This is a genomic window from Deinococcus pimensis DSM 21231, from assembly GCF_000519345.1.
GTDB classification, from domain to species: domain Bacteria; phylum Deinococcota; class Deinococci; order Deinococcales; family Deinococcaceae; genus Deinococcus_A; species Deinococcus_A pimensis.
The window spans coordinates 2,827-14,744 of record NZ_KI912639.1 but is presented as its reverse complement, the minus strand read 5'-3'; the positions used below and the strand labels follow the sequence as shown (position 1 = coordinate 14,744).

13 protein-coding genes are annotated in these 11,918 nt (G+C 70.1%); 12 read left to right on the top strand and 1 reads right to left on the bottom strand.

Translation table 11 applies throughout. The features are described 5' to 3' along the window. The first annotated feature begins 258 nt into the window (after positions 1-258). The 4 genes from pstC (at position 259) to phoU (ending at position 3,679) form a co-directional block, all read left to right on the top strand. Complete coding sequence (pstC, locus tag DEIPI_RS0110380) at positions 259-1,230, top strand: phosphate ABC transporter permease subunit PstC (protein ID WP_027481739.1); 972 nt, start codon at positions 259-261, stop codon at positions 1,228-1,230. Further along, positions 1,227-2,090 (top strand): phosphate ABC transporter permease PstA, encoded by an 864-nt coding sequence (gene pstA / locus DEIPI_RS0110375; RefSeq protein ID WP_052351688.1) that lies wholly within the window; start codon positions 1,227-1,229, stop codon positions 2,088-2,090. The genes pstC and pstA overlap by 4 nt, the downstream gene beginning before the upstream one ends. A 15-nt stretch (positions 2,091-2,105) precedes the next feature. Beyond that, complete coding sequence (gene pstB, locus DEIPI_RS0110370) at positions 2,106-2,861, top strand: phosphate ABC transporter ATP-binding protein PstB (RefSeq protein WP_027481737.1); 756 nt, start codon at positions 2,106-2,108, stop codon at positions 2,859-2,861. Positions 2,862-3,010: 149 nt separating this feature from the next. Continuing rightward, a complete protein-coding gene (gene phoU, locus DEIPI_RS0110365; protein WP_027481736.1) occupies positions 3,011-3,679 on the top strand; it encodes a phosphate signaling complex protein PhoU in 669 nt (222 codons plus the stop codon). A 64-nt stretch (positions 3,680-3,743) separates the two neighbouring features. On the opposite strand, the gene DEIPI_RS0110360 is transcribed toward phoU, so the two are convergent. Beyond that, entirely contained in the window at positions 3,744-4,079 is a 336-nt protein-coding gene (locus tag DEIPI_RS0110360) for a DUF4388 domain-containing protein (protein WP_027481735.1), read from the bottom strand. A gap of 195 nt (positions 4,080-4,274) precedes the next feature. On the opposite strand from DEIPI_RS0110360, the gene DEIPI_RS0110355 reads away from it, so the two are divergent. From DEIPI_RS0110355 to DEIPI_RS0110320, 8 genes are all read left to right on the top strand, one after another. Beyond that, entirely contained in the window at positions 4,275-6,410 is a 2,136-nt protein-coding gene (locus tag DEIPI_RS0110355; protein ID WP_027481734.1) for a polymer-forming cytoskeletal protein, read from the top strand. Beyond that, positions 6,407-6,850, top strand: a complete 444-nt coding sequence (locus DEIPI_RS0110350; RefSeq protein ID WP_157463594.1) for a pilus assembly FimT family protein — start codon at positions 6,407-6,409, stop codon at positions 6,848-6,850. The genes DEIPI_RS0110355 and DEIPI_RS0110350 overlap by 4 nt, the downstream gene beginning before the upstream one ends. After that, a complete protein-coding gene (locus DEIPI_RS35495; protein WP_052351687.1) occupies positions 6,840-7,286 on the top strand; it encodes a hypothetical protein in 447 nt (148 codons plus the stop codon). Before DEIPI_RS0110350 ends, DEIPI_RS35495 begins: the two co-directional genes overlap by 11 nt. 8 nt (positions 7,287-7,294) lie before the next feature. Beyond that, the gene (locus DEIPI_RS35490) at positions 7,295-8,074 is read left to right on the top strand and encodes a hypothetical protein (protein ID WP_052351686.1); all 780 of its coding nucleotides are present in this window, start codon (positions 7,295-7,297) and stop codon (positions 8,072-8,074) included. Between the two features lie 90 nt (positions 8,075-8,164). After that, a complete protein-coding gene (gene hisB / locus DEIPI_RS0110335; protein WP_027481732.1) occupies positions 8,165-8,764 on the top strand; it encodes an imidazoleglycerol-phosphate dehydratase HisB in 600 nt (199 codons plus the stop codon). Next, complete coding sequence (gene hisH / locus DEIPI_RS0110330; RefSeq protein ID WP_027481731.1) at positions 8,761-9,390, top strand: imidazole glycerol phosphate synthase subunit HisH; 630 nt, start codon at positions 8,761-8,763, stop codon at positions 9,388-9,390. The genes hisB and hisH overlap by 4 nt, the downstream gene beginning before the upstream one ends. Before the next feature lie 81 nt (positions 9,391-9,471). After that, positions 9,472-11,343: a 1,4-alpha-glucan branching protein GlgB gene (gene glgB, locus DEIPI_RS0110325; RefSeq protein WP_027481730.1), complete on the top strand. Its 1,872-nt coding sequence runs from the start codon at positions 9,472-9,474 to the stop codon at positions 11,341-11,343. Continuing rightward, positions 11,340-11,588: a hypothetical protein gene (locus tag DEIPI_RS0110320; RefSeq protein WP_027481729.1), complete on the top strand. Its 249-nt coding sequence runs from the start codon at positions 11,340-11,342 to the stop codon at positions 11,586-11,588. Before glgB ends, DEIPI_RS0110320 begins: the two co-directional genes overlap by 4 nt. The last annotated feature ends 330 nt before the right edge of the window (positions 11,589-11,918 follow it).

Here is an 11,918-nt window from a genome sequence, read left to right as displayed (position 1 = left end):
GCCCGCGCCCTCAAGGACGCGCTGAACTACGTCGTCACGAAGGGCCAGCAGTTCAACGAGGCGCTCGACTACGTGGAACTGCCCTCCAACGCCGCGACGCGCGCGCGCAGCATCCTCTCCACCATGACCTTCGGCGGCAAGCCCGTCCGCTGAGCACCGGGACGGCGCCTCGTGTCCGGGTCGGGCGACCTGACCTGTTCATGACATTCACGCCGCCTACTGACCTCATCTCTCCCCGCCGGGAGAAGCAAGGAACACATGAGGGAAACCACACCTTCCGTCCGCCCACGTCACGCCGCCGGCGCCTCGTCGCGCGGCGACGGCCTGTTTCGCGGGGTCATCCTCGCGCTCGCGCTCGCCATCGTCGTCGTGTTCGTGCTGGCGCTCTACCAGCTCGTCGCAGGGAGCCTGCCGTCCATCGAGAGGTACGGCTTCGCGTTCCTGTTCCGGACCACGTGGAACAACGTCACGTCCGAGTTCGGCGCGCTGCCCTTCATCATCGGGACGCTCGTCACGAGCTTCGCGGCCCTCCTGATCGCCGTGCCGCTCGCCATCGCGTCCGCCGTGTTCGTGACGGAGTACGCGCCGCGCTGGCTCGCGGAGCCCGTCGGGTACCTCGTGGAGCTGCTCGCCGCGATCCCCAGCGTCATCTACGGCCTGTGGGCGCTGTTCGTGCTCAAGCCGCTGGTGGTGCAGCTCGGCACCTGGATCTTCTACCAGCCGTGGATCGTGCAGAACCCCTCGCTGAAGTGGCTCGTGCCGAGCAACCTCGCGGGGCTGGGTCTGCTGACCGCCATCCTGATCCTCGCGATCATGGTGATCCCGTACACCGCGTCCGTCGCGCGTGACGTGATCCGGCTCGTGCCGCAGGATCAGCGCGAGGCGATGTACGCGCTCGGCGCGACGAAGTGGGAGGTCATCCGCAGCGCGATCCTGCCCTTCGCGCGCGCGGGCATCTTCGGCGGCGTGATCCTGAGCCTCGGACGCGCGCTCGGCGAGACGCTCGCCGTGACGATGGTGATCGGCAACGACCCGAAGATCGTCTCGGGCCTGTTCAACCCGACCGCCACGATGTCGTCCATCATCGCGTCGGAGTTCAACGAGGCCGTCAACAACCTCCAGCGTTCCAGCCTCATCGAGATCGGCCTGCTGCTGTTCGTCATCTCGGTCATCGTGAACTACGTCGCGCGGCTCGTGATCGCGCGCATCACCGTCGGGGGGACGTCGTGACCACCACGCTCCGACACGCGGACCGCATCGCGACCTCGCGCGGCGCCCGCAGGATCAGGAACGTCGTCGCGTCGGTCCTGATCGGCCTCGGCACGCTCGTCGTGCTCGTCCCGCTCTTCCTGATCTTCTGGTACCTGCTGTCACGCGGTCTCGGCGCGATCGACCTCGACTTCTTCACGCGGTCCCCCGCCCCTCCCGGCGAGGCGGGCGGCGGCCTCTTGAACGCCATCGTCGGCACGTTCATGCTGCTGATCATCGCGTCGCTGATCGGCGTGACGATCGGCATCGGCGGCGGCATCTTCCTCGCGGAGTTCCCCCGTCACCGTCTCGTGCCGCTCGTGCGGCTCGTCTCGGACGTGCTGTCGGGCATCCCGGCGATCGTGCTGGGCCTCGTCGCGTACGGCCTGATCGTCGTGACGACGAGGCAGTTCAGCGCCTGGGCGGGCGGCGTCGCGCTGGGCCTGCTGATGATCCCCATCGTGGTCCGCACGACCGAGGAGGTCCTCAAGCTGGTGCCCACCAGCGTGCGCGAGGCGGGCCTGAGCCTCGGGCTGCCGCAGTGGCGCGTGACGCTCTCCATCGTGCTGCCCGCCGCGACGAGCGGCATCGTCACGGGCGTGATGCTGGCCGTCGCGCGCGTGGCGGGCGAGGCGGCGCCCCTGCTGTTCACCGCGCTCGGCAACAACCTGCTCAACCTCGACCCGTCGAAGCCCGTGTCGGCGCTGCCCCTCTCGATCTACGTGTTCGCGACGAGCGCCTACCCGGAGCAGCAGCGGCTCGCCATCGCGGGCGCGCTGGTCCTGATCCTCATCATCTTCGTGGCGTCCCTCGTCGCGCGCGTCGCGACGCGGCGCCGCTGAACCCAGGAGCCTTTCATGAACCCGATCCTCCGTGCCCGGCAGGTGAACATCTACTACGGCGACAAGCGCGCCGTCCGCGACATTGACCTAGACATCGCCCCGAACACCGTCAACGCCCTCATCGGCCCGTCGGGCTGCGGCAAGACGACGTTCCTGCGCGCCCTGAACCGCATGCACGACCTCACGCCGGGCGCGCGGGTGGAGGGCACCATCACCCTCGACGGCGAGGACATCTACGGCGACGTGGACCCCGTCTCGATCCGCCGCCGCATCGGGATGGTCTTCCAGAAGCCCAACCCCTTCCCCACCATGACGGTGCTGGACAACGTCGTGGCGGGCCTGAAGCTCGCCGGGATCCGCGACCGGGGCACGCTGCTGGAGGTCGCGGAGCGCTCCCTGCGACAGGCGGCGCTGTGGGACGAGGTGAAGGACCGCCTCAACACGCCCGCGACGGGCCTGTCGGGCGGGCAGCAGCAGCGCCTGTGCATCGCGCGCGCGCTGTCGGTGGAGCCGGAGATCCTGCTGATGGACGAGCCCACGTCGGCGCTCGACCCGCAGTCCACGGCCCGCATCGAGGACCTGATGAGCGACCTGAAGAAGGACGTCACCATCATCATCGTGACGCACAACATGCATCAGGCGGCGCGCGTGTCGGACACCACCAGCTTCTTCCTGATCGGGGATCTCGTGGAGCACGGCCCGACCGACCAGATCTTCACGAACCCGCGCGACGAGCGCACCGAGTCCTACGTCACGGGCCGCTTCGGCTGAGCCCCTCCTCGTGAGCGCGCCCGTGTGCCTGACACGCAGCAGACGGACGCGTTCCACACTGCCCGCAATCCGCCGGTCGTCCCTTCCTCCTCGCGCGGCACCCCTGCCGCTTTCCCGGGGCACGCGTGCCCCTTTCCCGGTGACCGTTCATGCGTGAAGCGCTCGAAGCCAGCATTCTCGACGTCTCCAACGGGTTCCTGCGCATGCAGAGCGTGGCCCTGGAGCAGCTCTCCCTCATCCGCGAGGCGCTCGTCAGCGGCAGCTTCCGCGGGCTCGGGGAGGCCACCGGCCACCTGGAGCAGGACATCGACGATCTGGAGCACGACCTGGAGGCCGCCTGCCTCGCGGGCATCGCGCGGCACCAGCCCGTCGCGAGCGACCTGCGCTTCTACCTGACGGTCTTCAAGAGCCTCGCGGACATCGAACGCGTCGGTGATTACGCCCGGCAGACGGGCCGCGACCTGGAGGAGCTTTCGGGTTCGCTGCGCGCCGGGCCCCTGCAGGACGTGCTGCCGCTCGTGTCGTACCTCGCGGAGATGCTGGAGAAGCTCGCGTTCGCCTTCGCGGAACGCGACCTCGCGGCGGCGCGCGCCGTGAGCCGCATCGACGACGACGTGGACGCCCTGTACGAGCAGTTGCAGCGCGCGAGCCTCACGCGGGTGCTCGAGGACGCGCGCGACCTTCCGACGAGCCTGCGCGTGAGCCGTCTCGCGCGGAGCCTGGAGCGGCTCGGAGATCACGTGGTGAACGTGGCCGAGCGCCTGGAGACGTGGCTCGCGAACCGCCCCGGGGCGGCGCGGTCGGACGCGGCCCGCTGAGGATCCCGCGCGAGGACGGACGCCCGTGGGCGTCCGTCCTTCCCGTTCGCCCGCTGGCCCTGACTCAACGGGTCTCGACGTGCGCGCGTGGCAACAGCTGCTCCACGGGCAGGTCGAGGGTGCCCGCGTCCTCGTCCCCCGCGGCCTCGAAGTCGAAGGTGGCGTGTGGGACGTGGTGGGCGAGGGACTCCACGAGGGACTCCACGAGGTCGCGCGCGGCGCGCGCCTCCGTGACGGCGTGACCGTCCACGTGCAGGTCGGTGAGGCGCCCCCCCCGGAGACGGCAGACGACCTCACGGGCGCCCACGCCGCTCGAACGGACGGTGAGCCGCCCGCCGTGCCTGCCGAGCACGCTCAGGAGAACGTCGATGGAGTAGTCGTCGAGCGAGCCGGACATCATGCGGGCACCTCCGTCTCGCGCCCGAGCGGCTCCTGAAGCCTGCAGGAAGTCCGGGGGGGCGCGGTCTTCCCTTCCTGCCTCGACGGTAGGCCGCGCGTGGCCCACGAGCGGGAAATTCCTCACACCGCGCGCGGCCGCGGGGCGCGATGTGTGGTCTTTCCAGGAGCGGAATGTGAAAGATCACAAAATCTGTTTGTGAAGAGTCTGAGGGGAGGATTCATCATTCCGACGGTGCTGGCCGTCCTCGCGGTGGTCGCCGTGATCGTCACGGCCGCCGTCGTGGTGGGCGTGAGCAACCGGACCAGCACCAGCGTCGCCCTGAGGGCGTCGGCGGTGCAGCTCGCGGCGGAGGCCGGACTGGCCGACGCGGTCAAACGCCTCTGGTATGACGTCTGGGCCAAGGACACGGGCAAGCAGACCGTGGCGCGCTACCGCGACCTGCTCGACAAGCCGCCCGTGGGTGGAATCACCTACGCCGACACCATGACCGTGAACTTCAAGGCGGTGACGCTCGGGAGCGGCCTCTCGTACGAGGTGAGCGTCACCCGGCAGGACACCGACCGCGCCGTCCGCTTCCGCGTCCGCTCCACCGGCAGGCGAAGCGGCGGCGACGAACGGACGCTCGTGCAGGACATGTACGTGCAGGACACGCCCTACGCGGGCGTGGACTTCGCCATGTACACCGGCAACATGAACTGCATCATGTGTCACCTCGACGTCAAGCCCCTGGAGGCGCTCAAGGGGCCGCCGAGCACCACGAACCCCTGGCCGGTCACGCGTGTCGGCGCGATTGACTCCATCGCCGTGTGGAAGGACGCCTCGGACACACGCATCGCGGGGTCGCTGTTCACGCGCGGCCAGATCGTGAACGAGTGGGACAACCAGGAGCTGAGGCCGTCGGAGACCGGGATCAAGACGCTGCTCGTTCCCGGCCAGACCACCATCACGTCGTCGACCCCGCAGGACTTCACGGCGGCCGACTGCGCCAGGGTCGCCACCTGCAAGGAGCGGCAGAACTTCTACAAGAACTACCCCTCGTCGAGCCGGGTGAACCTGCCCGCCAGCAAGGGAGGCTTCGACGGCGTGTGGCCCGCCGGCGTGGTTCCGGACCGCTTCCCACCCGTCGTGCCCGACCTCGACGGCAACCGCGTCACCGACCAGTCCGAGTGGGACGCCGTCGTGAAGGCCAGCAGGGACGGTCAGGACCCGCAGAACCCCTTCGGCTCCCTCAGCGCGGTCGCCCTCGTCAACCCCTCGGGCGTGACGGGCTGGCCGACCGGGAGCGTCGCGAAGGTCGAGTCCGGGTCGAAGGCGAACCTCGTCCTCGACGGCACGACCACGCCCATCACCATCGAGGGCACGGTGTACGTGGACGGCGACGTCGTCCTGCGTGGGCGCATCAAGGGCAACGGCAAGCTCGTCGTGCGCGGCAACGCGTACGTGATGGGCGACCTCGTCTACGCCTGCGGCGTCTCGAATTCGCCCTGCACGGACGCGGACTACGCCAGGCCCGAGACGCTCCCGAGCTTCGCGCTCGCGTCGAGCGGCAACATCATGGTCGGCGACTACCTCACGCCCCGAGGCGGCGACACGCTCGACAGGAACAGCCTGGAGACGGGCAACGTCTGGAAGGACGCCGGCGGCGGCAGGAACGACGCGGCGGGCTTCACGTGGCGGCAGGCGGGCATCTTCAACCAGCTCGAACTCAAGCGCGCGCTGGAGGACGACGACTACCGACCGAGGCTCTACCGCCTGCGCGGCTCCGCCACGGTGGACTTCAAGAACTCCCCGAACCTCATCGGCGCCGACAAGTACGACGAGGCCGACGTCGCGCGGCTCGATCCGGCCTGCGTGACGAACGCGGGCCTGTGCCCGAAATCCGACCTGACCCTGAAGGTGACGGGCAGGGACGTGAAGCTCAACCCCGCCAGGCTGCGCGCCCTGCTGACCCGCGCGACGTTCTCGTCTCTGTCACCCACGAGCGCCTGGCTCAGCGAGCCGCAGCTCAAGGGCCTGTGGATCGACTCGATCGAGTCCAACCTCACCCGCCCCAGGGGCGCCCTGCGCACCGACGGCCTGCTGTACTCCTCCAACGCCGTGTTCTCCATCACGCGCCGGAACGGCAACCTGAAGGGCGCGTGGGACCTGCGCGGCGCGCTCGTCGCGGACGACGCGGGCATCCTCGCGCCCGGCGACAACGACGTGAACTCCGGCAACTCGGGCAGGATGGGCCTCACCCTCTACCACGACCGCCGCATGACGGACTTCCTGAGGGTCCGCGACGACGAGGAGGTCGCGCTGATGCGCAGCGACTGGAGCCTGGAGAAATGAGACGCGCGGGCATGACGGTGATGGAGTTGCTGATCGTCATCGCGGTGGCGGGCGTGCTGCTCACGATCGGATCGGTCCTCGTCACGCGGTTGCAGCGCGCCCTGGAGTTCCGCGCGGTCGTGACGACCCTGAACGCGGACCTCTCCTCGGCGCGGGCGCGCGCGCGGCTCGGAACGACGACGTGGCGGGTCCGGTCGAACGGAAGCTCGGCCTACGAGGTGGGCCGCTGGAACGGCGCGTGGCAGGACAGGCGGGTGGTGAACCTGCCGTCCGGCGTGAAGTTCACGAAGGAGGCCGACGTCTCCTTCGACGCGCCGCACGGGCTGGCCCGCGCGACGGGCACGCGGGGCACGTGGTTCGCCCTGTCCGGACCCGACGGACGGACCGCCGACGTGAAGGTCGTGGGGCTCGGGGGGAAGGTGGTGACCCGTGCGGACTGACGTCAGGGCCGCGTTCACGCTCGCGGAGGTGCTCGTCGGGGTGGCGTTGCTCGCGCTGGCGGCGCTTCTGCTGGGGTACCTCGGGCTGGGCTTCAGCTTCTCGCGCACGTCCCGGTTCGACACGGCCGCCCAGGCGTACGCGCGCAGCTATTACGACACGGTCGGGGCGTTCTGGGCGACCCGCGCGAGCTACGACGCGACGGTTCTGCCCGATCCCGGCGCGGGCGTCCTGGGGCCGCCCGCCGGGTACTCGTACGTCGTGAACGTGAAGGACGGGACGGGCGCGACCCTCGTGGCCTTCGACTCCGCCGGGAGGAGCGCCCTGAAGCCGAGCGCCAGCGTCGATCCGCTCAAGACCGTCACCCTGACGGTCCGCACGCCCGACAGGCGCACGCTCGAGTTCGTGACCCGGTTCGTGAGGCCGACGAGACGATGAGACGCGGCGTGACCCTCGTGGAGCTGCTCCTCGCCGGAGCGCTGGGCCTGCTGGTCCTCGCGGCGATCTCGCTGTTCATCCGGAACGGCACGAACGCCGCCGAGAGCGTCGAGGCGCAACGCCGGCTGCTCGAAGACACCCGCGCGGCGGGCAACTACCTCTCGGACGTCCTCGCGTCCGCCGCGTACGTCTACCCGCCGGGCCTGACCCTGACGTTGAGCGCGCCCTCGGCCTACGCCGTCCGCAATCCCGCCACCGGGAAGGGCACGTGGACCATCGGCACGCACCCGGTCGTGGCGGCCCTGCTGCTCCCCCGCGACCCGACCAGGACCTGCGACACCTCCAGGACACCCGAGGGCTGCGTGCGCTTCGTGGCGTTCTACGCGCTGTCGCGCGCGCACGTCGAGGCGAACGCGCCCGCCGAGGTCAATCCCGGTCCCGGCCCGTCGGACGCGCGGGCCCTGTACGTCCTGCGGGCGGCGCTGAACATGTCGCGCGTCCCGGAGTCCGCGCCCCTGACCGTCACCGCCTCCGAGGACGCGTCCCTGCTGATCGACAACCTCGACGATCCGGGCATGGAGACGACGTCGCGCGCCTGCACGGAATTCGGACGTCTGCGTGTCGGCGGGCTGCTCGTCACCTGCCCTGCCGCGGCGGTGTCGAGCGCCACGAACAGCAGCGTGAGCCTGCTGGGCGTCCGCCTGCGGCCCCGCGTGAAGGACGCCAGGCGCGACGTGAGCGCCACGCTCGACTTCTCGGTCGCGCCGCGCAACCTCGTGCTGTTCTGAACGGGGCCGCCGTGCGCCGCGTCCTCGCTCCGCGAGGGAATGGCACGCGCGCACTGTCGGCCCCGCGCTTCCCGCGTCTAGACTGGGCAGGTGACCGAAGTCGCCTCACGCAGCGCCACCGTCGAGCGTGCCACGCTCGAAACCCGCATCCGGGTGACCGTCGACCTCGACGGGCCCGTCGAGGGAACCCTCTCCACGGGGCACGGATTCCTCGACCACATGCTCGACCAGCTCCGCCGTCACGGCCGACTGGGACTGTCCGTGCAGGCCGACGGTGACCTGCACATCGAGCCGCATCACCTCGTGGAGGACACGGGCATCACGCTGGGGCAGGCGCTCGCGCGGGCACTGGGCGACCGGCGCGGCATCGAGCGGTACGGCAGCGCCTTCGTCCCGATGGACGAGACGCTCGCGCACGTCGTGGTGGACCTGTCGGGCCGCGCGCACCTCGCGTTCGAGCCGGAGAAGCTCGACGTGTGGGGCGACGCGGGCGGCTTCACGCACTACCACCTGCGGGAGTTCCTGCGCGGCCTGTGCAACCACGCGGGCGTGACGCTGCACGTGCGGCTGCTCGCGGGCCGCGAGGCGCACCACGTGATCGAGGCCGTGTTCAAGGCGTTCGCGCGCGCGCTGCGCGACGCCGTCGCCCGTTCCGGAGGGGAGCTCCCCTCCACGAAAGGACTGCTGTGAAGACCCTCCTGATCGACTACGGTGCCGGGAACGTGCGCAGCGCGCACAAGGCGCTCGTGCGCGCGGGGCTGGACGTGGACGTCACGGACGATCCCGCGCGCGTTCAGGACGGGGCGGCGCTGGTAGTGCCCGGCCAGGGGCACTTCCGGCAGGTGATGGAGGCCTTCCGCTCGTCGGGCTTCGAGCGTCCCGTGCTGAACGCCGTGGAGCGCGGCGTGCCGCTGCTGGGCATCTGCGTGGGCATGCAGCTGCTGTTCGACGCGTCGGAGGAGGCGCCGGGCGTGCCGGGCCTGGGACTCATCCCGGGCACGGTGCGCCGCTTCGAGGAGCACCTCAGCGTCCCGCAGATGGGCTGGAACTCCATCGACCGGGTGGGGGACGCGCCGATGCTGCGTGACGTCGCCTGCCCGGCGTACGTGTACTTCGCCAACTCGTACTACGTGCCGCTCGACGCGGAGGTGGAGGCGGGCGCCATCACGGAGTACGGCGTGCCCTTCTGGAGCGCGGTGTCGCAGGGCAACGTGCACGCCACGCAGTTCCACCCGGAGAAGAGCGGCGACGTGGGCCTGAGCATCCTGCGCGGCTTCCGCCGTCACGTGGTGGAGGCGCAGGCCGCCACGACCTGACCTCCTCGTCGGGACGCCCCCAGGATTTGTCTAGGGTTCACGCGCGGGACGCCCGGAGGTTTTCGCGTTTACTCTATCTCCATGTCGTTGCCCTCCGAGTTGAGCTATTTGGATTTCTGGAGCCTCGCGTCGGGCGAGCAGGTCCGTCCGGACCACCTGCTCGGCGCGCACGTCACCCGTCAGGGGGACGAGGACGGCGTCCGGTTCGCCGTGTGGGCGCCGAACGCGAAGTTCGTGGCGGTCATCGGTGACTTCAACGGCTGGAGCCCCTTCGAGCACCCCATGCACCGCCACGAGCTCGGCTTCTGGCACGTGTTCGTGCCGGGCGCGCGTCACGGTCAGCTGTACAAGTACGCCGTGACCGACCACTCGGACCGCACCGTGCACAAGTCCGACCCGTACGGGCGCTTCATGGAGCTGCGGCCCAACACCGCCAGCGTGGTGTGGGACGAGGGCAGCTTCCCCTGGACGGACGCGCGCTGGATGCACGAGCGCCGCCCCGCCTACGACCGCCCGATGTCCGTGTACGAGGTGCACCTCGCGTCGTGGTCGCGCCGCGAGGACGGCTGGTACCTCAACTACCGCGAGATCGGCGAGCGCCTCGCGGACTACGCGGCGAGCCTCGGTTTCACGCACGTGGAGCTCATGGGCGTCGCGGAGCATCCCTTCGACGGCTCGTGGGGCTACCAGGTGACGGGGTACTACGCGCCCACCTCGCGCCACGGCACGCCCGAGGACTTCAAGTGGATGGTGAATCACCTGCACGAGCGCGGCATCGGCGTCATCGTGGACTGGGTGCCGGGGCACTTCCCCACCGACGAGAGCGGCCTCGCGCACTTCGACGGCACGTCCATCTTCGAGTACGCCGATCCGCGCAAGGGCTACCACCCGGACTGGAACACGTACGTCTTCGACTACGGCCGCAACGAGGTGGTGCTGTTCCTGATCGGCTCCGCGCTGCGGATGATCGAGGACTTCCACGTGGACGGCCTGCGCGTGGACGCGGTCGCCAGCATGATCTACCTGGATTTTTCCCGCAACGAGTGGATCCCGAACGTGTACGGCGGACGCGAGAACCTGGAGGCCATCGCGTTCATGAAGCGCCTCAACGACACCGTGCACGGCCGCAATCCGGGCGCCCTGATGATCGCCGAGGAGAGCACCGCCTTCCCCGGCGTGACGTGGCCGACCCCGCAGGGCCTGGGCTTCGACTACAAGTGGGCGATGGGGTGGATGAACGACACCCTCGCGTACTTCGAGAAGGACCCGATCTACCGCAGGTACGAGCACCACAAGGTCACGTTCTTCAACGTGTACCGCCAGTCGGAGCACTTCGTGCTGGCCATCTCGCACGACGAGGTGGTGCACCTCAAGAAGTCCCTCGTGAGCAAGATGCCGGGCGACTGGTACGAGCAGCGCGCGGGCCTGCGCGCCTTCCTGGCGCTCATGTGGGCGACGCCCGGCAAGAAGCTGCTGTTCCAGGGGCAGGAGTTCGCGCAGTCCACCGAGTGGGACTACGCGCAGGGCCTGCCGTGGTTCGTGACGGACCACCTGGAGCACCGGGGCGTGCAGACGCTCGTGCGTGACCTCAACCGGATGTACCGCGACTTCCCCGCGCTGCACTGCGGCGACCACGCCGAGGAGGGGCAGCGCTGGCTCGTCGGGGACGACGCGGATGGAGGCGTGTACGTCTTCGAGCGCGTGGACCCGTCGTCGGGCGCGGCGGTGCTGGTGGTGGCGTCCCTGACGCCCGTGTACCGCGAGGGCTACAACGTGCCCGTCCGCGAGGGGGGCCGCTACCGCGTGATCCTCGACACGGACCTGCCGGAGTACGGCGGTTTCGGGACACGTCAGGGCGACCTCGTGGCGCGAGAGGGCGGCTCGCACGGGCAGCCGTTCTCGCTGGCGCTGAACCTCGCGCCGAACAGCGTGCTGTGGCTGATCCGCGAATGAACCCCGGCGGGCGGCCCGCCGGGGCCGCGCTGGTCCAGCTCGCGCTGCTGGTCGTGCTGGCGGCGGTGCTGCTGCTGCCCCTGCTGGGCGGCCCGCGCCCGCCCGTGTGGGTGCCCGCCGCGCTCCTCGCGGCGAGGCTGGGCATCCAGCTGTGGCGTTCGCGGACCGAGCCTCAGCTGCGGCGGCCCGGGGCGTACCTGCTCGACGCCGTGCTGATCATCCTGCTGGTCACCCAGGGCTCATGAGTGGAGAGACGCGCCGACCGCCCAGGCAAAAGCGAGGGGCCGTCCCCGAGCGTACGGCGCATGAGGATGAGTGGAGAGACGCGCTGACGGCCCAGGCATGAGGACCTGACCGCTCGGGTCCGTACATGGGCAGAGCGTACGACGCAAGCAGAGGGCGACCGCCGCGTGGCGGTCGCCCTCTCCCCTTTCGCTCATTCGCTCCGGCGCTGGGGCAGTCCAGACGTCGTGGCCGTCCCGAGGTCCACGCGGCGCAGGAGCGTCACGAGGTCCACGGGGAACACGAGGGGCCGCGTCTCGCCCGCGCGCAGGAGGCGCAGTTCGCGCGCGGCG